The organism is Mesorhizobium sp. M0047 (assembly GCF_040323315.1).
Taxonomy (GTDB): Bacteria; Pseudomonadota; Alphaproteobacteria; order Rhizobiales; family Rhizobiaceae; genus Mesorhizobium.
On record NZ_JAMYUW010000022.1, the window covers coordinates 70,309 to 92,123 of the forward strand.

Genomic DNA, 21,815 nt, shown 5'->3' on the forward strand with positions numbered 1-21,815 from the left:
TTCGCGCCGACCTCCCCATCGAGGGAGGTAGAAGGTCACGGCAGATTCCCACCCATCGAGTGTCTCGCAAGGCCTGGCAAGTGCTGGAGCGCGCCACCCTACCTCCCCTTGATGGGGAGGTCGGCGCGAAGCGCCGGGTGGGGTGACTGCCGAGCCCTAACTGGAGGGCCTTGCTCCCCAGTGGGTCCCACCCTCAAGCAGCCATCGCTATGCCATCCAATTCCCTGAGCACGTCGCCCGAAAGCACCAGTTCGCCAGCTGCTAGGTTCTCCCTGAGATGCCCGACTGAAGATGTGCCGGGGATCAGCAGGATATTGGGGGCGCGACGCAGCAGCCATGCGAGCGCGACCTGCATGGGCGTGGCGCCGACGCGCTTCGCCACATCGGACAGCGTCGAGGATTGCAACGGATTGAAGCCACCAAGCGGGAAGAACGGCACATAGGCGATGCCGTCGCGGGCAAGGTCGTCGATCAGGGCGTCGTCGTCGCGATGCGCCAGATTGTACTGGTTCTGAACGCAGACGATCTCGGCGATCCCACGTCCTTCCGCGATTTGCGCAGCCGTCACGTTGCTTAGTCCGATATGCCTGACAAGCCCCTTTCGCTGAAGCTCGGCCAGCACGGTGAGCGGCGCTTCGATCGATCCTTCGGCGGGACCGTGCGGGTCGAACATGATGCGCAAATTGACCACATCGAGCACTTCGAGCCCGAGATTGCTTAGATTGTCGTGTACCGCCTGGGTCAGGGCTTCGGGAGAAAAGGCCGGCAGCCATGAACCATCCGCACCGCGGCGGGCGCCGATCTTGGTGACGATGACGAGATCGTCGGGGTAGGGTGCCAGCGCCTCGCGGATCAGCCGGTTGGTGACGTGCGGACCATAGAAGTCGCTGGTGTCGATGTGGTCGACGCCTTGTGCAACCGCTTCGCGCAGCACGACCAATGCCGCGTCTTGATCCTTGGGCGGCCCGAACACGCCGGGTCCGGCGAGCTGCATGGCGCCGTAGCCGAGCCGCTTCACGGTATGGCTGCCAAGGGTGAAGGTGCCGGCCTGTTGAATATTGGACATGATTGATCTCCTTTTGAGGAGGCAGAGATAGTCGCTGCTCGATCCGGTGATAATCGGGTACAATTCACACAGGCTGTGCGGAATTGCGAACAATGATGGACCTCAGTGATCTGAACGCTTTCGTAGCGGTGGCGCGCGCCGGCGGCTTCCGCGATGGCGCGCGTGCCAGCGGCGGCAGCGCGTCGGGCTTGAGCGAGGCAGTGCGTCGCCTCGAGACACAGCTCGGGGTCAGGCTGTTCAACCGAACGACGCGCAGCGTTGTCCCGACCGAGGCCGGCCTCAGCTTGCTGGAACGGCTTGGCCCGGCGCTGTCGGAGGTGGAGGCGGCGCTGGACGTGGTGAACGGGTTTCGCGACAGGCCGGCGGGCTCGTTGCGGCTCAACGTTCCGGTGAGTGCGGCGCGGCTGATATTGCCCGACATCGTCCCGGGTTTCCTTGCCGCCTATCCCGGTATCCGGCTGGAGGTGATCGCCGACGAGAACTTTGTCGACGTGCTGGCGGCAGGGTGCGACGCCGGTATCCGCTATGACGAGCGGCTGGAGCAGGACATGATCGCGGTGCCTATCGGGCCGCGCGTGCAGCGTTTCGCCACCGCCGCCAGCCCTGCCTATCTCGATCGCCATGGACGGCCGGAACACCCGAGCGACCTGCTTGGACATTCCTGCGTGCGCGGCCGCTTTGCCAGCGGTGCGATGCTGCCATGGGAATTCGAGCGCGACGGCGAGGTGGTCCGGGTCGATCCGACGGGGCCTTTGATCGTGCGGATCGGCGGGGCGACTGACCTTGCCGTCGATGCGGCCATCGCCGGCACCGGCATCATCGGCCTCTTCGAGGGCTGGCTTCGCCCTTACTTCGGTAGCGGTGCGCTTGAGCCCATTCTCGAACCGTGGTGGCCGAGTTTTTCCGGACCGTTTCTGTATTATCCCGGCCGGCGCCTGGTGCCGGCTCCGTTGCGGGCGTTCATCGATTTCATCAGGGCCGGCAAGTCCTGAGCTGTCGTGACGCCAAAGGCATGGATGGGGTGATTGGTGAGCCGCAAACAAAAAGGCCGCCCGGAGGCGGCCTTTCGATTGTCTGAAGCGGCGGTGCGATTAGCGCTTCGAGAACTGGAAGCTGCGGCGGGCCTTCGCCTTGCCGTACTTCTTGCGCTCGACGACGCGGCTGTCGCGGGTCAGGAAGCCGCCCTTCTTGAGCACGGCGCGCAGCGTCGGCTCGTAGTAGGTCAGCGCCTTGGAGATGCCGTGGCGCACGGCGCCGGCCTGGCCGGAGAGGCCGCCGCCGACGACGGTGGCGACGATGTCGTACTGGCCCGAACGGTTCGAGGCGATGATCGGCTGGTTGAGGATCATCTGCAGGACCGGGCGCGCGAAATAGGTCGCGAATTCCTTGTCGTTGACGATGATCTTGCCCGAGCCGGGCTTCACCCAGACACGCGCAATGGCGTTCTTGCGCTTGCCGGTGGCATAGGCGCGGCCCGACTTGTCGAGCTTCTGGACGTGGACGGGGGCCGCGGCTTGCGTATTGGTGTTGCCGGTGGCGGCGCCCAGTTCTGCGAGCGAGGAAAGCTCAGCCATCTTATGCGACCTTCTTGTTCTTGGAATTCAGCTTGGCCACGTCGAGAACCTGGGGCTGCTGGGCGACATGCGGATGCTCGGCACCTGCATAGACGCGCAGGTTCTTCATCTGGCGACGGCCGAGTGGGCCACGCGGCACCATGCGCTCAACGGCCTTCTCAACGACACGCTCGGGGAAACGGCCCTCGAGCAGCTGGCGCGCGGTGCGCTCCTTGATGCCGCCGGGGTGGCCGGTGTGCCAGTAATAGACCTTGTCGGTGAACTTCTTGCCGGTGAACACCACCTTGTCGGCATTGATGACGATGACGTTGTCGCCGTCATCGACATGCGGGGTGAAGGTCGGCTTGTGCTTGCCGCGAAGATGATTGGCGATGACAGTGGCCAGACGACCGACGACGAGACCTTCGGCGTCGATCAGGATCCACTTCTTCACCACATCCGCAGGCTTCTGCGAAAAGGTTGTCATGTTTTCTGCTTTCGGTTCGGACCTTCACGAGGGAAGGCGTTTCTTGTTGCTTGGATTGGCGAAAAGCGCTTGCCCGCCGCCAACAACAAAACGGCGGCCTTTGCGGGCCGCTGCTTCGTGAGGGGCTTATAGGCGAGGGTGGTTGTGGCGTCAAGGCATAGGAAAAGCAGGTTTGTACGCAAAAAGCAGCAAAAACAATCGCTTAGCAAAAAGGTATTATTTTACCACATCGAAATGGTTCGACAGGAACGGAACCGAGACAAGGTGGCTGCCTTCTGCCAAGGCGGCGGTGAATTGGGATCGACTCGGTAGCGCGTCGCCTATCCCGGTCTAATGTGACGCCTCTACGTCGTACGACAGACCGTAAGGACAAAAAGTTCTCGGTAACAGAAGTCGGGCTGGTCGAGCAGCTCGCCCGGATTTTGGCCCAGGCGCTGCCAATAGCTCCGGTCGGCCTGGCTGAGGTCGTAAGTGGTTGAAACGGATGCGAAGTAAGCCAGGAGATCGGCGACATAAGCGCGCGTGCAAGACGAAACGGGCGCCCAGCGCTCCACGAGCCAACCCTTACGCCACAAAGGTGTGATGCCGACGGCTCGAAGGCGAGCGGGCAGCGTCGATCCGCAATCCGTTCCCAATACCCCCTTGTCGCGGAATGCCTGCAGGCGGATCGCCATGAAACGCGAGAGAACGCCCCGGTCGATCGGCAGGATATGCAACAGGGTCGAGTCGAAGTCCTTGATGGCAAGCGTCCCGCCGGGCTTCAGGACACGGCAAGCTTCCCGGACCGCTTGGACGAACTCGGCGGGGGTCAGGTATTGCATGACGTTGGCCGACCAGACGCAGTCGAAGGAAGCGTCGATAAAGGGCAATTCCAGAACGTTGCCAGTTTGGGCGTGGATTGTCGGCTCCTGGCCAAGGTCCGGTATCCAGCCCTTCACCCGCGCGATGTTCTCGGGTGCCATGTCGATCACATCGATCGTTCCGCTCGGCCCTACCAAGTCACGCAGGACAGGCAAGAAGCTGCCGCTGCCGCAGCCAGCGTCCAGAACCGCCCAACCCGGCTGAATGCCTATCGCACGCAGCGCCTGTTCATATTCAGGACGCGACGACTCGAAGTGCAAGTCAAGCCACCCCGCATCGCTGGCTTCGTGTCCCGTAGAGGTGGAGTTCGTTGCCAAGGGCTCAGTCTCTCTGGTTCCGACCGTGGATGCTGGCCAAGATTAGTCGGTTGCTTGCCCGGCGGAAAGCTTTCTTGTTACCCCGGTCCGACTGCTCTTGCCCAAACCAAGGACCATAATGTCATCCTGCTGCGCCGTGTCCTCGCACCGGCACTATGTGTTACGCTTCGGCGGGATCGAATAGGTACCGGTGGCGTGAGCCACCGTGTGGCCTTCCGGGCCGGCAACCATGTCGATGTCGAACACCATCAGGCTCTTTCCGAGCTTCAGGATGCGGCAGTGACCATCGATCGGTCCGGCCTCGGCCTTGCGGACGAAATTGATGTTGAGATTGGTGGTCACCGAGAGCGCATCCGGTCCGGCATGCGACAGCACGCAGACATACCCACCAATGTCGGCCAGCGTGAACAGGGAGGGGCCGGATACCGTGCCGCCGGGACGCAGATGCCGCTCGCCGGCATTGAGCCGCACAATACAGCCGCCTGGGAACACGTCGATCGCCTCGTAGTATCTAAACTGCTCGTTGAGTTGCGGATAGACGGTCTCCATCAGCGCGTTGATTTGTTGTGCGGTCAGTACCGGCTTGAGATTGGAATGGGCGGGCATGTCGGCCTCTCGTTTCGCGCATGCCTGTATGAGCGCAGCGCGGCATTTCTGGCAACCTTCGTCCCTTGGTGCAAGCGATCGGTGTTGGACGAAACCCGATCCGGTATTAGATACTCTGCCAACCCCGAGCGGAATCGCGGAGACCCTATCCATGGCCGAAATCCTTGCCATCAAGCCTGCTGCCGCTGACGGTCCGGTTGCCGCAAGGCTGGACAAGGGCGTGCTGCGCCTGACGCTTGCCAATCCGCCCGCTAACGCCCTGTCGCTGGCGGTGATGGTGGCGCTGACGGTGGAACTCGAACGCGCCAAGGCCGACAAGGCCGTTCGCGTCATCGTTCTGTCGGCGTCCGGCAAGGTGTTCTGCGCCGGCCATGATCTCAAGGAGATGACCGCGCGGCGCGCCGATGCCGATCATGGCAAGGCCTTCTTCGAAGAGACGTTTGCGGCTTGTGCCACGCTAATGCAGGCGATCGTGCGTCATCCGCTGCCCGTGATTGCCGAAGTCGACGGCCTCGCCACCGCCGCCGGGCTGCAACTGGTCGCCAGTTGCGATCTGGCGATTGCCTCGCATGAGGCGACCTTCTGCACGCCGGGCGTCAACATCGGTCTGTTCTGCTCGACGCCGATGGTGGCGCTGTCGCGCAACGTCTCGCGCAAGCATGCGATGGAGATGCTGCTGACTGGCGAAACGATCGATGCCGCAACCGCCAAGGAATTCGGCCTGGTCAACCGCGTCGTGCCGCGTGAGTATCTGAATCAGATTGTCACCAAATACGCGCAAACCATTGCTGCCAAATCATCTTTGGTGGTCAAGACCGGCAAGGAAGCCTTTTACGCGCAGGCCGAAATGGGACTGGCGGATGCCTATGCCCTTACCGGCCGCGTCATGGTCGAGAACATGCTGGCGCGTGACGCCGAGGAAGGCATCGGCGCCTTCATCGGCAAGCGCAAGCCGGAGTGGGCGGACGAATAGGAGCAGCACCATGGAACCCCGCATCTCCATTGTCACCATCGCCACCGACGATCTCGACCGCGCCGTGCGCTTCTACGAAGCGATGGGGCTGACCCGTCACACCGGCATCACCGAGGGTGTCGCCTTCTTCCAGATGGGCGGCGTCATTCTCGGCCTGTTTCCGCGCGCCAGCGCCGAGGAGGATTCGGGTGTTGCCTTTTCCGGCGCACCGTCCGCTATCTATCTCGCCTACAACACCCGTTCCGACACGGAGGTCGATGAAGTCCTCGCCAGGGCGGAGAAAGCCGGCGGCCGCATCGTCAAGCCGGCCGGGCGCGCCTTCTGGGGCGGCTGGTATGGCTATTTCGCCGACGCCGACGGGCATGTCTGGGAAGTGGCGCACAATCCGGCCTTTCCGATCGCGGAAGACGGCACGATCTCGCTGCCCGATTGATGGCCTACCGCAAGCAGCTGACGCGGCTCAAGGCACCCTATCTCAAGCGTATCCTGCTCGACCCCGCGAGGGTCGAGGATTGGGAAAAATACCCCTGGAACCTGCCGCTGTTTCGCGGCCACGACTTCGAACTCGAATTCACCACGCCGATCACCATTATCGTCGGCGAGAACGGCACCGGCAAATCGACGCTGCTCGAGGCGATCGGCGCATTGGCCGGCTATGACGAAGCCGGCGGCGGCAAGGGCTACCGGCCAGTCGACCATTCCAGCGCCGTCGACAAGAGCGGCGCCGCACTGGCGAACACATTCCGCGGCCACTGGCTGCCGAAGGTCACCGCCGGCTGGTTCTTTCGTGCCGAATCCTTCTATTCCGTGGCTCGTTATCTCGACCAGGCGGCGCTGGACGATCCGTTCAAGCCGCCGCCGCCGGACTTCCTGTCCTGGTCGCATGGCGAGGGGTTCATCCGCTTTTTCGAGGAGCGCTGCCGCAGGCAAGGCATCTACATCCTCGACGAGCCCGAGAGCGCGCTTTCGCCATCGCGCCAGATCGAACTGCTCAAGATGCTGCGGCGCATGGACCAGTCGGGCACCGCGCAGGTGATCATGGCGACGCATGCGCCGTTGCTGATGGCCTGTCCCGGGGCGCGACTGTTCCGCATCAGCCGCTTCGGGCTGGAACCCGCCGATTTTCGCGATACTGACCATTTCCGCATGATGCGCGATTTCAGCAATGACCCGGATGGCTTTCTCGACGAGGCATTGTATGAGGACGAGCCATGAACCACGAAAGCTACGACAACACCTACATCGCCGGCATCCTCAACTCGGTGAAGACCGTCGCCATGGTCGGCGCATCCGCCAATGATGTGCGGCCAAGCTATTTCGTGTTGAAATATCTGCTCGCCAAGGGCTTTTCGGTATTCCCGATCAATCCTGGTCAGGCCGGCAAGGAGATCCTCGGCCGCATGACCTATGCCAGGCTGGCCGACATTCCGGAGCCGATCGACATGGTCGACATTTTTCGCGCGCCGGCGGCGGTGCCTGGCATCGTCGACGAGGTGTTGCGGCTCGATCCCGTGCCGAAAGTGATCTGGATGCAGCTTGGCGTGCGCCATGACGAGGCAGCCGCCCGCGCCGAGGCCGCCGGCATCAAGGTGGTGATGAACCGCTGCCCCAAGATCGAATACGGCAAACTGTCCGGCGAGATCGGCTGGACCGGCGTCAACTCCGGCGTGCTGTCGTCGAAGAAGCCGCTGATGCGCTCCGGATTCCAGAGTTTTGGCGTGCGGCAGAAATAGGCGAGGGGCAACAGCGCAAAATTATTCTGGCAAACGCCCGTATTTTCCTGCCGCTTGATAGGAGGTCCTGCATCGAAGGGCATTTTCTTCTTTGCATTCGAGGCCGGGCTTCGCCAAGAATGCCCGGCGAATTTCAGAAGGTTTTTCAGGGAGGTTTTCAGTGACCCGCACGCCAGGTTTCAATACGCTCGCCGTCCACGCCGGCGCCAAGCCCGACCCGGCGACTGGCGCTCGTGCCACGCCGATATACCAGACGACCTCCTTCGTCTTCGACGATGCCGACCATGCCGCCTCACTGTTCGGACTGAAGGCTTTCGGCAACATCTACACCCGCATCATGAATCCGACCCAGGCGGTGCTGGAAGAGCGTATGGCGGCACTCGAAGGCGGTACGGCGGCACTTGCGGTCGCCTCCGGCCATGCCGCCCAGGTGATCGTGTTTCACAATTTGATGCAGCCGGGCGACAATTTCGTTGCCGCCAACAAGCTCTATGGCGGTTCGATCAATCAGTTCGGCCATGCCTTCAAGAATTATGGCTGGGAGGTGCGCTGGGCCGACACCAACGACATCTCAACCTTCGAAAGCCAGATCGACGACAGGACCAAGGCGATCTTCATCGAGAGCCTCGCCAATCCGGGCGGCACCTTCGTCGACATCGAGAAGATCGGCGATATCGCGCGCAAGCACGGCCTGCCGCTGATCGTCGACAACACGCTGGCCTCGCCCTACCTGATCCGACCGATCGAGCATGGTGCCGACATCGTCGTGCATTCGCTGACCAAATTCATCGGCGGCCACGGCAATTCGATCGGCGGCGCCATCGTCGATGGCGGCACCTTCGACTGGTCGAAGTCGGGCAAATACCCGATGCTGTCGGAACCGCGCCCCGAATATGGCGGCCTCGTCCTGCATGAAACCTTCGGCAATTTCGCTTTCGCCATTGCCGCGCGTGTGCTCGGCCTGCGCGATCTCGGCCCGGCTATCTCGCCGTTCAACGCCTTCCTCATCCTGACCGGCCTGGAAACTTTGCCGCTGCGCATGCAGCGTCACTGCGACAATGCCGTGACGATCGCCGCCTGGCTGTCCAACCACCCCAAGGTCGCGTCGGTGAACTATCCCGGCCTTCCCAGCGACAAGAACAACGCGCTGCAGAAGAAATACTCGCCGCAGGGCGCAGGCGCCGTGTTCACCTTCGCGCTGAAGGGTGGCTACGACGCCGGCGTCAAATTCGTCGAGGCGCTCGAACTGTTCTCGCATCTCGCCAATGTCGGCGACACCAAGTCGCTGGTCATCCATCCGGCTTCGACCACGCACCGCCAGCTTTCCGATGAGCAGAAGGTCAAGGCCGGCGCAGGACCGGACACGGTGCGGCTTTCCATAGGCATCGAGGACGTCAACGACATCGTCGCCGACCTCGAACAGGCGCTTGCCAAGGTCTGATCTTTTTACCCTCCCCCTTGTGGGGAGGGTCGGCGCGCAGCGCCGGGGTGGGGGTGAGCCGGGCGCAGCGCCGGCTCTTTTCGTGGAGGCAAGTCTTGTCGGCGCATTACCTGACAATATCGACGGACAGCGTCGAACCCGAATCCGGCGCGCCGGCGCCGGATCGCCTGATCTCTGGCGATCCCAAATTTCGCACCTGGAACGTCGAGGAGCGCGACGGCGGCCTCTATGCCGGCATCTGGGAATCGACTCCCGGCAAGTGGCGCATCGTCTATGACGAGTGGGAGTTCTGCCACATCCTGTCCGGCGTTTCGGTGATCGCGGAGGACGGTGGGCAAGCGCGCACCGTCAAGACCGGCGACAGCTTCGTGCTGAGGCCAGGCTTCAATGGCAGCTGGCAAGTGCTTGAAACGACTCGCAAGGAATACGTGATCAAGCTCTGATCTCGCATCGCCATGATTCTCGCGATCGGAAGGGGACAAGCCGCTGTCCTGCCGAGCTATTTCAGAGGCAGAAAGAGTTCAACGACCACTTCGCGTAGCGGCCCCTCCGGGAAGTGGGACAGATGCCGTTGGCAATAGATCGGAAAGTCGCGTGCTTCCTCGCCGCTCGCCGGAAGCCATTCCCGATAAAGGTAAAGTGCTGCGGGTTCGAGATTGTTGGTATTGCCGGGGTAGCGCAGCACCGCGCAGCGCCCGCCGGGGATCACGCCAGCCTTCATCCGCGCGTCATTCGCCTCGATCGGCTGGTCGGTCCCGGCGCAAATGTCCATGCTATAGTCAGCCGGGACCGCGGGCTCCCTTTCGGAACGGAAGACGTTGAAGGTCGGGCTTGTCTCGGGCGACAAGCCAGCGGCCTTACGCCAGGCGATGAACCGCTGGATGGTGTCCTGGAGCGTCGCCCGGTCTCCGCGGTGCTCCATGATCGCCACCGGGGTCGGAGGCACATCGCGGATCGTCACGTCGTCGTGTTCAAAGATTATCTGCATGAGCGTGTTCCTTGCTTTTTCGAGGAGCCCGAAGGCCATGAGCCACGACCCCCAGTCGGGAGACTTCCGGAACGACGAGGGCGATTGTCCGAACCGTTGCCGAAAGGCGCGGGCGAAGGCATCCGGCGCGTCGTAGCCGGCATCCATGGCTATGTCGGTGACGCTTTGGGCGTCACTCTCGGCAAGCCTGTACGAAGCACGCTTCATGCGGGCGAGCTGGACATAGCGATGCACGGACACCCCGAAGGTGGACGTGAACTGCCGGTGGAAATGGTATTTCGAGAACGCCGCGACACCGCTCAACGCCTCCAGGCTCAGATCGTCATCGAGATGCTGGTCTATATGGTCCAGCACCCGCTGCATTCGGGCCTGGTAGTTTTCAAGTGCGGCCTTCAACGTCTCTTCCTCCGTGACGACACCAGTTAGGCCTTTCGGGATATGTCGCGCTCGACCGATCTTGCGATTTGGCATGGATCAACAGGGGCCTGCCAGCAACGGCTTTCAGGCTCCCCGCGAGCATCGAGCCAAGCTTGCACTGCCTGGGTATGACTATTTCACCGGAAACTGGCTGAGGCAGGCCGCATCGGAGATCTCGTCGCAATAATACTGCGCCAGGAGATCGAGCCCTTCCTGGCCGATGCCCTGGGCCAGCATTTCGCGGGCAAGGCAGCCGCACAGGGCGCCATGGTTGAAATAGGCCGGCGGCCAACCCGCGATCGTCAAAAGCCGACCGCGAGCGTTTCCAGCCCATGGAAGTGGTAAGTGTCGCGGAAGCTTGGGCTTTCGGCAAGATGGAGCTTTGGGTGCCGTTCGAACAGGGTTTTCAGCGACACCTGCAATTCGAGCCGGGCCAGCGGCGCACCGATGCAGAAATGAATGCCGGCGCCGAAGGACACGTTCTTCTGGTCCGAACGGCCGGGCTGAAAGGCGAGGGGATCGACGAAGGCGCGCGGATCGTGGTTAGCCATGCCGAGCAGCAGCCCGATCGTCTGACCCGGCTGCACGACGATTCCAGGCGAGACTTCGATCTCGTGGTAGGCGTAACGCGTGAACATATGCAGCGGCGCGTCGAAGCGGAGGCATTCCTCGACCGTGGCCGCGGTCGCTTCGGGTGAACCGAAGAAGCGGCTGACATCGCCGCCTTGCGCCAGGATCGAGCGGATGGCATTGCCGGTCTGGTGCACCGTCGCTTCGTGACCGGCATTAAGCAGCAGGATCGCCGAGGACACCATTTCGTCCTCCGACAGTTTTTGGCCGTCCTCCTGCGCCGAGATCAGCAGCGACAGCAGGTCGTCGCCGGGGTTCTTGCGTCGCTCGTTGACGCAACCGCGCAGGAAATCGGCGAATTCGCCCGCCGCGCGGTTGGCCGTCTCCTCGGTTTCGCGCGTGCGGCCATGCATGTACATGGCAACCATTCGGTGCGACCAGTCGAGCAGTTGCGGCCCCATCTCGACCGGCACCCCGAGCATTTCAGCAATGATGGTGATCGGCAGCGGCGCCGCGAAGGCCGGCAACAGGTCGACGGTCTTGCCCGGTTCGAACCGGTCGATCAGCTCGTTGGCGAGCGCTTCGACACGCGGCCGCAGCCGTTCGACCTGCCGCGAGACGAAGGCGCGGTTGACCAGTGTTCTCAGCCGCGTGTGCACCGGCGGCTCCAGTTCCAGCATCGAATTGGCTTCGATGCCGTCGAATGCCCTGAGATGGCTGCGGTCCTCGCCGATGCCGCGGCTGTCTGGAATGCCGGCCGGGTTCTGGCGGCCGAAGCGCCGGTCGCGCAGCAGCCGGTTGACGTCGTCGAAGCCACCAAAGCACCAGAAGCCGAATTCCTCCCAGAAGAATGCATTCGATGCGCCGTGCAGAAAGGCATAGGCCTCGTACGGGTTCTGAAAAAAGGCCGGCTCGTGCGGGTCAAGCCGCAGGCGGCGAGTGACTGGATCAAAGGCCAGGGAGGGCGGCGCCAATTTGCTCATGCCAGACCAATAGCGCGGCTTGCCAGCCTGTTTCCAGACCGTATGTTGGCGCCCGCAACCCAATGCGTTGAGCCAGCCGATACCGCTGCGGAAAGTCTGATTTGATGAATGTGATCGTTGTCGGCGCGGGTATTGCCGGTCTCTCCACCGCGTGGTCGCTGGTCAAGGCCGGCCACAGCGTGTCGATCGTCGAGCAGGGACCGATCCCCAATCCGCTGGCCGCGTCGGGCGACCATCATCGCATCATCCGCCGCGCCTACCGCGCCGGAACCGGCTACGGCCGGCTGATCACCGAAGCCTATCAGGCCTGGGACGAGATGTGGGCCGATCTCGGCGAAAGCCATCTCGATGCGCGCGGATTTGTCTGCATTTCGCGCGAGCCGGGCGACGAGGCCGAGGAATACCGCGAGGGCCTCGAAGAGGGCAATTTTCCTTTCGAATTGCTGGAGCCGGACGCGGCGGTGAAACGCTGGCCGTTTCTCGAGCCAGGCACGTTCCGCTATGCCTATTATTCGCCGGAAGGCGGCGCGCTCCACTGCCGCAAGATAGCTTCCGGCCTTGCCGCCTGGCTGCGTGCCAACGGCGCCAATGTGTACGAGCACAGCAAAGTGACGGCAATCGATGCCGAAGCCGGCCGCCTCGTGCTCGAAAGCGGCGACACGATGCAGGCCGACCGCATCATCGTCACGGCAGGAGCGTGGGTGTTGAAACTATTCCCGGAGCTGGACGGCGAACTGAAGACCTATCGAACCGCGCTCGCCTATGTCGAACCGCCGGCCGACTTGAGAGCGGCCTGGCAGGTTTCACCGGTTGTCCTCGATATCGGCGGCGCGGTCGACGGCTATGTGATCCCGCCCTCCGGCGGCGCCGGCATGAAATTCGGTTCCGGGCTGCACAGGGTGCCGACCAGCGATGCCGATTGGAACCGTCAGCCGGTGGCGGGCGAAGGCGAGGCGATCCGCAACCTGTTCTCGCCGCCGATCGCCCGGATCGAGGAATACAGGGTGACCGAGGTCGTCACCTGCGCCTACACCTTCACATCAGACGAGAAGTTCATGGCGCATGAAAAAGGCAAATGCCTGATCGTCTCGGCCTGCTCTGGCCATGGCTACAAGTTCGGCGCGGCGGTTGGCCGGCGCGTTGCCGCCGCCGTCGGCAATCGCGATGTCGCCGGCCTGAAGCGCTGGCTGCGGGCGGAGGTGGCCTGAACGCCGCCGGCGGCCAACCTAGTCCTGGCAATGCCTCGGACGCGGTCAAGAAACAGCTACCCTGCGGTAATGGCGGTACGGCTATAGGCTCGCAGGAGCACCTGTCCCTGCGAATCCTTGGTCAGGAAGCTTGATTCGACTTACCCAGATGGCTAGGAGGGGTCGGCCTTGCACAAGGATGAGCCGGCATCCTATTTACGGAATACCGATCCAGAACCGATTCTGCCCGATCTGCCAGCACTGCCGGCGCCGGAATCCCACCGCGAGATAAGAGATATCTGATGAAAAACCCCGTCGAAACCTACATGAACCTCGTTCCGATGGTGGTCGAACAGACCAATCGCGGCGAGCGGGCCTATGACATTTTCTCGCGTCTCCTCAAGGAGCGCATCATTTTCATCACCGGTCCGGTCGAGGACGGCATGGCGACGCTGGTCTGCGCGCAGCTGCTGTTCCTCGAAGCCGAGAATCCGAAGAAGGAAATCAATCTCTACATCAACTCGCCCGGCGGCGTCGTCACCTCGGGCATGGCGATCTACGACACAATGCAGTTCATCAAGCCGGCCGTGTCGACGCTCTGCATCGGCCAGGCGGCCTCGATGGGCTCGCTGCTCCTGACCGCCGGCCACAAGGACATGCGCTTTGCCACGCCTAACGCCCGCATCATGGTTCACCAGCCTTCCGGTGGTTTCCAGGGCCAGGCGTCCGACATCGAACGCCATGCGCAGGACATCATCAAGCTGAAGCGCCGCCTCAACGAGGTCTACGTCAAGCACACCGGCAAAAGCTACGAAGAGATTGAAAAGACGCTCGACCGCGACCATTTCATGACCGCCGACGAGGCCAGGGAGTTCGGTCTCATCGACAAGGTCATTTCGTCGCGCGAGGCGGCAGAAGTCGCTCTGGTATAAGGGCTTATTGGCAGCTGGATGGCGCCATCACGCGCTTTTGGCGTGTCTTGCGGCATTTCGGCCACAATTGGCTGTTCCCTCGGGGGACAGGATTGCCTACGTTAAGCCTATGTTGAGTTTCGGCGGCTTAGCTTTATGCGGGGTTGTCGCGAATCATTGCCACGTTTTCTGATTTGTGTTTCGTAGGGAAGCGTTGCGGGAGCCGGGACACACTGGCGGCGGCGGATTCCCGCGATAGATAGAGAATGCGCCCTTTCAGCCAGACCATCGGCGGGCGGCCATGAAAGGACATGAAAATGAGCAAGGTCGGCAACAACAGCGGCGATTCGAAGAACACGCTTTACTGCTCGTTTTGCGGCAAAAGCCAGCACGAAGTGCGCAAGCTGATCGCCGGTCCGACGGTCTTCATCTGCGACGAGTGCGTCGAGCTTTGCATGGATATCATCCGCGAGGAGAACAAGACCTCGATGGTGAAGTCACGCGAAGGCGTGCCGACACCGCAGGAGATCCTCAAGGTTCTCGATGACTATGTCATCGGCCAGCCCTACGCCAAGCGCGTGCTGTCGGTGGCGGTCCACAACCACTACAAGCGCCTCGCGCATGCCGGCAAGAACAACGATGTCGAGTTGGCGAAGTCCAACATCCTGCTGATCGGCCCGACCGGTTGCGGCAAGACGCTGCTTGCGCAGACGCTCGCCCGCATCATCGACGTGCCCTTCACCATGGCTGACGCGACGACGCTGACCGAAGCCGGTTATGTCGGTGAGGACGTCGAAAACATCATCCTCAAGCTGTTGCAGTCGGCCGACTACAATGTCGAGCGGGCCCAGCGCGGCATCGTCTACATCGACGAAATCGACAAGATTTCGCGCAAGTCGGACAACCCTTCGATCACCCGCGACGTGTCGGGCGAGGGCGTGCAGCAGGCGCTGTTGAAGATCATGGAGGGCACCGTCGCCTCCGTGCCGCCGCAGGGCGGCAGGAAGCATCCGCAGCAGGAGTTCCTGCAGGTTGACACCGCCAACATCCTGTTCATCTGCGGCGGCGCCTTCGCCGGGCTGGACAAGATCATCTCGGATCGCGGCCGCAAGACGTCGATCGGCTTCGGTGCCATTGTCGCCTCGCCCGAGGATCGCCGCACCGGCGATGTCTTCCGCCTGGTCGAGCCCGAGGATTTGCTGAAATTCGGTCTCATCCCCGAGTTTGTCGGCCGTCTGCCGGTCCTGGCGACGCTGGAAGACCTCGACGAACCGGCGCTGATCCAGATCCTGACCGAACCGAAGAACGCGCTGGTCAAGCAGTACCAGCGGCTGTTCGAGATGGAGAATGTCGACCTGACTTTCCACGAGAACGCGCTGTCGGCGATCGCCAAGCGCGCCATCGAGCGCAAGACCGGCGCGCGCGGCCTGCGTTCGATCATGGAAGCGATCCTGCTCGACACGATGTTCGAACTCCCGGCGCTCGAGGGCGTGCGCGAGGTGGTAATTTCGGAGGAGGTGGTGACCGGCAGCGCCCGGCCGCTCTATATCTACTCCGAGCAGAAGGAAAAGAAGGGCAATGTCAGCGCCTGACATGAGCCCGCAGCGAAGTTCTGAAACGGCGCCGCAAGGCGCCGTTTTGCTGTCGCGCAGGTTTTTGCAGGACGTTAGGTGTGGTCGTCGCAAATGTGTCACTTGCGGGCACGCTGGAGCTACGGATTTGGACTCGCCCCTTGATCTTTGGGGATCGTGCATCCAACTAAATGGAGAAGGCCGAGGTGCCCGATTTCTGTGCTGTAAAAATCCCGTCACAAACGATGGTAGGCGGAACGATCCCCGGTCGTTAATATAAGATTCGCGGTTGGCTGATTGGCGGCCGCGACATGAAAGGTTGGACAATGGCCAAAATATCCAAGGCACCCAGCGACGGCGTCTTCGCAGTCCTCCCACTGCGCGACATCGTGGTATTCCCGCATATGATCGTTCCGCTCTTCGTCGGGCGTGAGAAGTCGATCAAGGCGCTGGAAGAGGTGATGGGTCAGGAAAAGCAGATCCTGCTTGCCACTCAGATGAATGCCGCAGACGACGATCCCGAGCCCGATGCCATCTTCGACATCGGCACGCTCGCCAATGTGCTGCAATTGCTGAAGCTGCCCGACGGCACCGTCAAGGTTCTGGTCGAAGGCGCCTCGCGCGCGAAAATTGTCTCGTTCACCGACCGTCCCGACTTCCATGAGGCCCGCGCCTCGGCACTGGTCGAGCCGGACGAGGAAGAGGTCGAGGTCGAGGCGCTGGCTCGTTCCGTCGTCACCGACTTCGAGAACTACGTCAAGCTGAACAAGAAGATCTCGCCCGAAGTGGTGGGTGCCGCCAGCCAGATCGACGACTATTCCAAGCTCGCCGACACGGTCGCTTCGCATCTCGCCATCAAGATCCCTGAAAAGCAGGAAATGCTGGCCACGCTCTCGGTGAAGGAGCGTCTGGAAAAGGCGATGGGCTTCATGGAGGCCGAAATCTCCGTCCTGCAGGTGGAGAAGCGCATCCGCTCGCGCGTCAAGCGCCAGATGGAGAAGACGCAGCGCGAATACTATCTCAACGAGCAGATGAAGGCGATCCAGAAGGAACTCGGCGAGGGCGAGGACGGCCGCGACGAAGCCGCCGAGATCGAGGCGCGCATCAAGAAAACCAAGCTCTCCAAGGAGGCCCGCGAAAAGGCGGAAGCCGAGTTGAAGAAGCTCAGGACGATGTCGCCCATGTCGGCTGAATCGACGGTCGTGCGCAACTATCTCGACTGGATCCTGTCGATCCCGTGGGGCAAGAACTCCAAGGTCAAGCAGGATCTGGCTTTCGCGCAGAACGTGCTCGACACCGACCATTTCGGCCTCGACAAGGTCAAGGACCGCATCGTCGAGTACCTTGCCGTGCAAAGCCGTCAGAAGAAGCTGAAGGGGCCGATCCTGTGCCTCGTCGGCCCTCCCGGCGTCGGCAAGACCTCGCTCGGCAAGTCGATCGCCAAGGCGACCGGTCGCGAATTCATCCGCATGGCGCTTGGCGGCGTGCGTGACGAGGCCGAGATCCGTGGCCACCGCCGCACCTACATCGGCTCGATGCCCGGCAAGGTCATCCAGTCGATGAAGAAGGCGAAGAAGTCCAACCCGCTCTTCCTGCTCGACGAGATCGACAAGATGGGTCAGGACTTCCGTGGTGATCCGTCGTCGGCTCTGCTCGAGGTCCTCGATCCCGAACAGAACTCGACGTTCATGGACCATTACCTCGAGGTCGAATACGACCTGTCGAGCGTGATGTTCGTGACGACGGCGAACACGCTGAACATCCCTGCGCCCTTGATGGACCGCATGGAGATCATCCGTATCGCCGGCTATACCGAGGACGAGAAGATCGAGATCGCCAAGCGGCACCTGATGCCGAAGGTGGTGCGCGACCATGCCCTGCAGCCGAAGGAGTTCTCCGTCGGCGAGGACGCGATCCGCGCCATCATCCAGACCTACACCCGTGAAGCGGGCGTCAGAAGCCTGGAGCGCGAGCTGATGAAGCTCGGCCGCAAGGCGGTGACCGAGATCCTGAAGACGAAGAAGAAGACGGTGGACATCACGGCGGCGAACCTCGCCGACTACCTCGGTGTTCCGCGGTTCCGCTTCGGCCAGGTCGAGGCTGACGATCAGGTCGGTGTCGTTACCGGGCTCGCCTGGACGGAAGTTGGCGGCGAGTTGCTGACGATCGAGGGCGTCATGATGCCCGGCAAAGGCCGCATGACGGTGACCGGTAATCTGCGCGACGTGATGAAGGAATCGATATCGGCGGCGGCTTCCTATGTCCGCTCCCGTGCCATCGATTTCGGCGTCGAGCCGCCGCTGTTCGACAAGCGCGACATCCACGTGCACGTTCCGGAAGGTGCGACGCCTAAGGACGGACCGTCGGCAGGCGTGGCGATGGCGACCGCAATCGTCTCCGTTCTGACCGGCATTCCGGTCAAGGCGGATGTGGCGATGACCGGGGAGATCACGCTGCGCGGCAGGGTTCTGCCGATCGGCGGCCTGAAGGAGAAGCTGCTTGCCGCATTGCGCGGCGGCATCAAGAAGGTGCTGATCCCGGAAGACAACGCCAAGGATCTGGCGGACATTCCGGACAACGTGAAGAACGGCATGGAGATCATTCCGGTCGCACGGGTCGGTGAAGTGTTGCGCCACGCGCTGGTGCGGATGCCGGAGGCGATCGAATGGATCGAGCCGGTGAATCCTCCGGCCGCGACCGACACCACGGACGATGCCGGGAAGACGCTTGCGCACTAGAGCGGTGCGCGTCCGCTTGGACGAGCAAAGGACGCTCTAGGACTTGGACTTGCGCATGGCCCTTTCCGAAAACCGGCTGCGTTTTTCGGAGCCATGCGTTGGTTTTCGCCAAGGTTGCAATGCACAAACAGAGAGCCGGGCTTCGCGCCCGGCTTTTTCATGTGAAAAACCCCGGAATTCCGGGCTTTTTCCGCTTTTTTCACGGCTTTGCGACTTGGTTGCGGCAACGCTTCTTTCTAAAGTCCGTCTCCTGCCGGATGAGTCGATAGTTCCGGTGTTCTCATGGAAGGGAATTTTTATGAACAAGAACGAACTGGTGTCCGCTGTCGCCGACGCCGCGAGCATTTCGAAAGGTGACGCGCAGTCGGCGGTCGATGCGGTATTTTCCGTGATCAGCGGCGAACTGAAGAAGGGCGGCGATGTCCGGCTTGTCGGCTTTGGCAATTTCACCGTGTCAAAGCGTGCGGCGTCGACCGGCCGCAATCCTCAGACCGGCGCCGAAGTGAAGATCCCGGCACGCACCGTGCCGAAGTTCTCGGCCGGCAAAGGCCTCAAGGACGCAGTCAACTAAGCGCCTTTTTTCTTTTCAGAGACCAGAAAAGCCGGGCTTGCCCGGCTTTTCATTTTTTGTGCCCGACGCCGATGCGCATGGCGACTGGGTTATGCGGTCGGCGCCTCGGTGCGCATGAGGCCTTCCTTCTTGAGATCGGCCCAAAGCGCTGCGGGCAGTTTTGCATCGAGCAGCGAACGGTTGCTCTCGACTTCGCTCGGCCACTGGCCACCGGGGATCACCGAGACGACCGAGGGGTGCAGCAGCGGGAATTGCAGCGCGGCCTCGATCAGGCGCACGCCGTGGCGCTTGCAGACGCTTTCGATGCCGGCGACCCGGTCGAGGATGTCCTTCGGCGCTTCGGAATAGTTGTAGTATGCGCCGGGCTTCGGTCCCGTCGCCAGGATGCCGGAGTTGTAGGGTCCGCCCAGAACGATGCCGATGCCGCGCGCCTGGCAAAGCGGCAGGAAGGATGTCAGCGCCTCCTGTTCCAGCAGCGTGTAGCGGCCGGCAAGCAGGAACAGGTCGAAATCGCCGCGCTCGGCCAGCGTCTGCGCAACCTGCCACTCATTGATGCCTCCGCCGAACGCCTTGATCACGCCCTGGTCGCGCAACGAGAGCAAACCGTAGTAGCCGGAGCGCATGAATTCTTCGATGCGCCGGTCGGACGCTTCCTTGCTGCCATGGGTGAAGATGTCGACATCGTGCACGAAGAGGATGTCGATACGGTCGACGCCGAGGCGCTCTAGCGAGGCCTCGAACGAGCGCATGACCCCGTCATAGCTGTAGTCGTACACCTCGCGGCGCGATGGCGTGTCGAAGAACTTGCCAATGCCGGTGCGCTCTTCCGGAGGGCAGACGCGCATGATGCGGCCGACCTTGCTCGACAGCACATAGTCGTCGCGCTTCTTGCCGCGCAGGAAAGGGTTGAGGCGCGTTTCAGACAGGCCAAGCCCGTAGAGCGGCGCGGTGTCGTAGTAGCGGCAGCCGGTCGCCCAGGCGGCCTCCAGCGTGGCGTTGGCATCCTCGTCCGAGACGGCACGGTAGAGATTGCCAAGCGGCGCCGTGCCGAAGCCGAGTTCGGTGAAGCTGATGCCGCCATTGCCGATGCGGTCGAAATGCCGTGTCTTCATATCCTGCCGTTTGCCTCACTTGATTTTGTCTGCATGACACTATCATGCCTGTGATCAGGCAAAAGCGCCGCGCAGCGTTGGACACGCATTTTCGCGATTGCTAGCATGAACGAAATCAAGCTGTTCACGGCAGCAAGAGCGGCAAATCCCAGGGTGTTTTCGATGGCAGGTTTGCGGTGAGCGACAAGAGCAAAAGCCTGTTCGAGACCGCGCTTGACGAACTCGGCGGCGTGCTGGCGCGCGTCGATGAGCACTGGATCGATGCGGCCTGCAAGATGCTGGCCGGCGCCAGGCAGATCGTCGTCTATGGCTGCGGGCGCGAGGGTTTGCAGGTCAGGGGCTTTGCCATGCGGCTCTACCATTTGGGTCTGCCGGTCGCCGTCGTCGGCGACATGACCACGCCGCCCTTGGGGCCAGGCGATGTCTTCCTGGTCAGTTCCGGACCCGGAGAAACCTCGACCGTGCTGACCCTCATGCAGGTCGCGCACGATGCAGGCGCGACCAACCTGCTGCTGACGGCCCAGGCCGATGGCAGCGCGGCAAAGCGCGCCGATTTCACGCTGCTCATTCCCGCGCAGACCATGGCCAGCGACCAGGGAGCGCGGAAGACGTCGGTGCTGCCGATGGGCTCGGTCTTTGAAGGCGCATTGTTCCTGCTGTTCGAGGTGATGGTGCTGAAGCTCAAGGATTTGACCGGCCAGTCGCCGGACGCCATGCGCGCCCGCCACACCAACATGGAATAGATCATGCGCTACGAACTGATGCTGCCTCACCAGATCCGCAGGGCGATCGCCGAGAGCTGGCCGGTCGCCCTGCCGCTTGGCGTGCTCGAATACCATGGCGAGCACATGGCGGTCGGCATGGACACGCTGGCCGTCATCAAGACGCTGGAGCTGTTCGAAAAGGAGAGGGACGTCGTCATCCTGCCACCCTTCTACTACGGCGCTGCGAGCTACGCCGTGGCGCCGCCGGAGGGCAGCGGCTCGGTGCAGGTCGGCGGCAATGCACTGGCGCCGTTCGGCGAGGAGCTGTTCTACAGCCTGCTGCGCATCGGCTTTCGCAACATCCACGCCATCATCCACCACCAGACCGAGAATTTCACCGCCGGCATGCCGACCGATCTGGCGTTCAAGACCGCCGGCCGCCAGGCGATCTTCCGCTTTCTCGAGAAGGAACGCGGCGAAGGCTGGTGGGGCTCCGAGGCGATGGCCGACTACTATGCCGAGCACGCCGAGGGCGCGAATTTCTTCAACTGGGTGCAGGTGCATCCACTGATGCCGGTGGCAATGAACGGCAAGTACCCGTTCGACCATGCCGGCATCGGCGAGACCTCGCTTATGCTGGCGCTATGCCCCGAGGCTGTCGACACCGCCCGCTTCGATGACAACAAGAGCTGGTACACGGCGAGCGCCAAGGATGCTTCGGCGGAACTCGGAGAAAAGGGCGTCGCCATGATCCTCGATCATCTGCGCACGATCCTGAGACGTTAGCAGACAAAGCCGCTATGCAGCGATCCTTCACACCCCCCTCTGTCCTGCCGGACATCTCCCCCGCAAGGGGGGAGATTGGATGCCGCCAAGACTTTCGCCAATCGCCAATGTCGGAAGGCTGGCAGAACGCATGAGCTGCCGATCTCCCTCCTTGCGCAGGGCTGTCCGGGGAAAGTTTTGAGTGAATCGAAATGCCGCATGTGCATGCCCCGTAAAACGGGGTTTGTCCGTCTTCTCTCT

Annotated in this window: 23 protein-coding genes; 14 read left to right on the top strand and 9 right to left on the bottom strand. The window is 62.2% G+C overall.

The window, feature by feature from the left end:
* Nucleotides 1-193 precede the first annotated feature (193 nt).
* Nucleotides 194-1,066 (bottom strand): aldo/keto reductase family oxidoreductase, encoded by an 873-nt coding sequence (locus NKJ89_RS21130; protein WP_352605284.1) that lies wholly within the window; start codon nucleotides 1,064-1,066, stop codon nucleotides 194-196.
* A 92-nt stretch (nucleotides 1,067-1,158) separates the two neighbouring features.
* Here NKJ89_RS21130 and NKJ89_RS21135 point away from each other — a divergent pair, with 92 nt between their 5' ends.
* Entirely contained in the window at nucleotides 1,159-2,058 is a 900-nt protein-coding gene (locus tag NKJ89_RS21135; RefSeq protein WP_352605286.1) for a LysR family transcriptional regulator, read from the top strand.
* A gap of 99 nt (nucleotides 2,059-2,157) precedes the next feature.
* Here NKJ89_RS21135 and rpsI read toward each other — a convergent pair whose 3' ends face one another.
* The 4 genes from rpsI to NKJ89_RS21155 all read right to left on the bottom strand — a co-directional run bounded on the left by rpsI (nucleotide 2,158) and on the right by NKJ89_RS21155 (nucleotide 4,890).
* On the bottom strand, nucleotides 2,158-2,640 hold the full coding sequence (gene rpsI, locus NKJ89_RS21140) for a 30S ribosomal protein S9 (protein ID WP_023759854.1): 483 nt from the start codon (nucleotides 2,638-2,640) through the stop codon (nucleotides 2,158-2,160).
* Between the two features lies 1 nt (nucleotide 2,641).
* Nucleotides 2,642-3,106, bottom strand: a complete 465-nt coding sequence (rplM, locus tag NKJ89_RS21145) for a 50S ribosomal protein L13 (RefSeq protein ID WP_023759853.1) — start codon at nucleotides 3,104-3,106, stop codon at nucleotides 2,642-2,644.
* A gap of 344 nt (nucleotides 3,107-3,450) precedes the next feature.
* Complete coding sequence (locus NKJ89_RS21150; protein ID WP_352605288.1) at nucleotides 3,451-4,284, bottom strand: class I SAM-dependent methyltransferase; 834 nt, start codon at nucleotides 4,282-4,284, stop codon at nucleotides 3,451-3,453.
* 153 nt (nucleotides 4,285-4,437) lie between these two features.
* Nucleotides 4,438-4,890, bottom strand: coding sequence for a PaaI family thioesterase (locus tag NKJ89_RS21155; RefSeq protein WP_352605290.1), 453 nt, complete (start codon nucleotides 4,888-4,890; stop codon nucleotides 4,438-4,440).
* 151 nt (nucleotides 4,891-5,041) lie between these two features.
* On the opposite strand from NKJ89_RS21155, the gene NKJ89_RS21160 reads away from it, so the two are divergent.
* The 6 genes from NKJ89_RS21160 to NKJ89_RS21185 all read left to right on the top strand — a co-directional run bounded on the left by NKJ89_RS21160 (nucleotide 5,042) and on the right by NKJ89_RS21185 (nucleotide 9,480).
* Nucleotides 5,042-5,863: an enoyl-CoA hydratase gene (locus NKJ89_RS21160; protein WP_352605292.1), complete on the top strand. Its 822-nt coding sequence runs from the start codon at nucleotides 5,042-5,044 to the stop codon at nucleotides 5,861-5,863.
* A gap of 10 nt (nucleotides 5,864-5,873) precedes the next feature.
* A complete protein-coding gene (locus tag NKJ89_RS21165) occupies nucleotides 5,874-6,296 on the top strand; it encodes a VOC family protein (protein WP_352605294.1) in 423 nt (140 codons plus the stop codon).
* On the top strand, nucleotides 6,296-7,078 hold the full coding sequence (locus NKJ89_RS21170) for an AAA family ATPase (protein WP_352605296.1): 783 nt from the start codon (nucleotides 6,296-6,298) through the stop codon (nucleotides 7,076-7,078). Before NKJ89_RS21165 ends, NKJ89_RS21170 begins: the two co-directional genes overlap by 1 nt.
* The gene (locus tag NKJ89_RS21175; protein ID WP_352605298.1) at nucleotides 7,075-7,596 is read left to right on the top strand and encodes a CoA-binding protein; all 522 of its coding nucleotides are present in this window, start codon (nucleotides 7,075-7,077) and stop codon (nucleotides 7,594-7,596) included. The genes NKJ89_RS21170 and NKJ89_RS21175 overlap by 4 nt, the downstream gene beginning before the upstream one ends.
* A gap of 160 nt (nucleotides 7,597-7,756) precedes the next feature.
* Entirely contained in the window at nucleotides 7,757-9,037 is a 1,281-nt protein-coding gene (locus NKJ89_RS21180) for an O-acetylhomoserine aminocarboxypropyltransferase (RefSeq protein ID WP_023759846.1), read from the top strand.
* A gap of 95 nt (nucleotides 9,038-9,132) precedes the next feature.
* A complete protein-coding gene (locus NKJ89_RS21185) occupies nucleotides 9,133-9,480 on the top strand; it encodes a cupin domain-containing protein (protein ID WP_352605300.1) in 348 nt (115 codons plus the stop codon).
* A 56-nt stretch (nucleotides 9,481-9,536) separates the two neighbouring features.
* Here NKJ89_RS21185 and NKJ89_RS21190 read toward each other — a convergent pair whose 3' ends face one another.
* From NKJ89_RS21190 to NKJ89_RS21200, 3 genes are all read right to left on the bottom strand, one after another.
* Nucleotides 9,537-10,421, bottom strand: a complete 885-nt coding sequence (locus NKJ89_RS21190; protein ID WP_352605302.1) for an AraC family transcriptional regulator — start codon at nucleotides 10,419-10,421, stop codon at nucleotides 9,537-9,539.
* Nucleotides 10,422-10,574: 153 nt separating this feature from the next.
* Entirely contained in the window at nucleotides 10,575-10,748 is a 174-nt protein-coding gene (locus tag NKJ89_RS21195) for a hypothetical protein (protein WP_352605304.1), read from the bottom strand.
* Nucleotides 10,745-11,995 (bottom strand): cytochrome P450, encoded by a 1,251-nt coding sequence (locus tag NKJ89_RS21200; protein ID WP_352605305.1) that lies wholly within the window; start codon nucleotides 11,993-11,995, stop codon nucleotides 10,745-10,747. Before NKJ89_RS21200 ends, NKJ89_RS21195 begins: the two co-directional genes overlap by 4 nt.
* A 104-nt stretch (nucleotides 11,996-12,099) precedes the next feature.
* Between NKJ89_RS21200 and NKJ89_RS21205 the strand changes: the two genes are divergently transcribed.
* The 5 genes from NKJ89_RS21205 (at nucleotide 12,100) to NKJ89_RS21225 (ending at nucleotide 18,973) form a co-directional block, all read left to right on the top strand.
* A complete protein-coding gene (locus NKJ89_RS21205; RefSeq protein ID WP_352605307.1) occupies nucleotides 12,100-13,203 on the top strand; it encodes an NAD(P)/FAD-dependent oxidoreductase in 1,104 nt (367 codons plus the stop codon).
* 281 nt (nucleotides 13,204-13,484) lie between these two features.
* Complete coding sequence (gene clpP / locus NKJ89_RS21210) at nucleotides 13,485-14,114, top strand: ATP-dependent Clp endopeptidase proteolytic subunit ClpP (protein WP_023759840.1); 630 nt, start codon at nucleotides 13,485-13,487, stop codon at nucleotides 14,112-14,114.
* A 296-nt stretch (nucleotides 14,115-14,410) separates the two neighbouring features.
* Nucleotides 14,411-15,685 carry an ATP-dependent Clp protease ATP-binding subunit ClpX gene (gene clpX, locus NKJ89_RS21215; protein WP_023759839.1) on the top strand — a complete coding sequence of 425 codons (1,275 nt, stop codon included), beginning with the start codon at nucleotides 14,411-14,413 and terminating at the stop codon, nucleotides 15,683-15,685.
* 305 nt (nucleotides 15,686-15,990) lie between these two features.
* Nucleotides 15,991-18,402, top strand: a complete 2,412-nt coding sequence (lon, locus tag NKJ89_RS21220) for an endopeptidase La (protein ID WP_352485743.1) — start codon at nucleotides 15,991-15,993, stop codon at nucleotides 18,400-18,402.
* A gap of 298 nt (nucleotides 18,403-18,700) precedes the next feature.
* Nucleotides 18,701-18,973 (top strand): HU family DNA-binding protein, encoded by a 273-nt coding sequence (locus tag NKJ89_RS21225; RefSeq protein WP_015318196.1) that lies wholly within the window; start codon nucleotides 18,701-18,703, stop codon nucleotides 18,971-18,973.
* An 89-nt stretch (nucleotides 18,974-19,062) separates the two neighbouring features.
* Here the strand turns inward: NKJ89_RS21225 and NKJ89_RS21230 are convergent, their stop codons facing one another.
* Nucleotides 19,063-20,085 (bottom strand): aldo/keto reductase, encoded by a 1,023-nt coding sequence (locus NKJ89_RS21230; RefSeq protein ID WP_352605309.1) that lies wholly within the window; start codon nucleotides 20,083-20,085, stop codon nucleotides 19,063-19,065.
* Nucleotides 20,086-20,261: 176 nt separating this feature from the next.
* Between NKJ89_RS21230 and NKJ89_RS21235 the strand changes: the two genes are divergently transcribed.
* Nucleotides 20,262-20,828 carry an SIS domain-containing protein gene (locus tag NKJ89_RS21235; RefSeq protein WP_352605311.1) on the top strand — a complete coding sequence of 189 codons (567 nt, stop codon included), beginning with the start codon at nucleotides 20,262-20,264 and terminating at the stop codon, nucleotides 20,826-20,828.
* 3 nt (nucleotides 20,829-20,831) lie between these two features.
* Nucleotides 20,832-21,575: a creatininase family protein gene (locus tag NKJ89_RS21240; RefSeq protein WP_352605313.1), complete on the top strand. Its 744-nt coding sequence runs from the start codon at nucleotides 20,832-20,834 to the stop codon at nucleotides 21,573-21,575.
* Nucleotides 21,576-21,815: the final 240 nt, after the last annotated feature.

Coding starts and splice junctions, on each gene's coding strand:
- NKJ89_RS21130 (WP_352605284.1), bottom strand. CDS start 1,066: ATGTCCAATATTCAACAGGCCGGCACCTTCACCCTTGGCAGCCATACC.
- NKJ89_RS21135 (WP_352605286.1), top strand. CDS start 1,159: ATGATGGACCTCAGTGATCTGAACGCTTTCGTAGCGGTGGCGCGCGCC.
- rpsI (WP_023759854.1), bottom strand. CDS start 2,640: ATGGCTGAGCTTTCCTCGCTCGCAGAACTGGGCGCCGCCACCGGCAAC.
- rplM (WP_023759853.1), bottom strand. CDS start 3,106: ATGACAACCTTTTCGCAGAAGCCTGCGGATGTGGTGAAGAAGTGGATC.
- NKJ89_RS21155 (WP_352605290.1), bottom strand. CDS start 4,890: ATGCCCGCCCATTCCAATCTCAAGCCGGTACTGACCGCACAACAAATC.
- NKJ89_RS21160 (WP_352605292.1), top strand. CDS start 5,042: ATGGCCGAAATCCTTGCCATCAAGCCTGCTGCCGCTGACGGTCCGGTT.
- NKJ89_RS21165 (WP_352605294.1), top strand. CDS start 5,874: ATGGAACCCCGCATCTCCATTGTCACCATCGCCACCGACGATCTCGAC.
- NKJ89_RS21170 (WP_352605296.1), top strand. CDS start 6,296: ATGGCCTACCGCAAGCAGCTGACGCGGCTCAAGGCACCCTATCTCAAG.
- NKJ89_RS21175 (WP_352605298.1), top strand. CDS start 7,075: ATGAACCACGAAAGCTACGACAACACCTACATCGCCGGCATCCTCAAC.
- NKJ89_RS21200 (WP_352605305.1), bottom strand. CDS start 11,995: ATGAGCAAATTGGCGCCGCCCTCCCTGGCCTTTGATCCAGTCACTCGC.
- NKJ89_RS21205 (WP_352605307.1), top strand. CDS start 12,100: ATGAATGTGATCGTTGTCGGCGCGGGTATTGCCGGTCTCTCCACCGCG.
- clpP (WP_023759840.1), top strand. CDS start 13,485: ATGAAAAACCCCGTCGAAACCTACATGAACCTCGTTCCGATGGTGGTC.
- clpX (WP_023759839.1), top strand. CDS start 14,411: ATGAGCAAGGTCGGCAACAACAGCGGCGATTCGAAGAACACGCTTTAC.
- lon (WP_352485743.1), top strand. CDS start 15,991: ATGGCCAAAATATCCAAGGCACCCAGCGACGGCGTCTTCGCAGTCCTC.
- NKJ89_RS21225 (WP_015318196.1), top strand. CDS start 18,701: ATGAACAAGAACGAACTGGTGTCCGCTGTCGCCGACGCCGCGAGCATT.
- NKJ89_RS21230 (WP_352605309.1), bottom strand. CDS start 20,085: ATGAAGACACGGCATTTCGACCGCATCGGCAATGGCGGCATCAGCTTC.
- NKJ89_RS21240 (WP_352605313.1), top strand. CDS start 20,832: ATGCGCTACGAACTGATGCTGCCTCACCAGATCCGCAGGGCGATCGCC.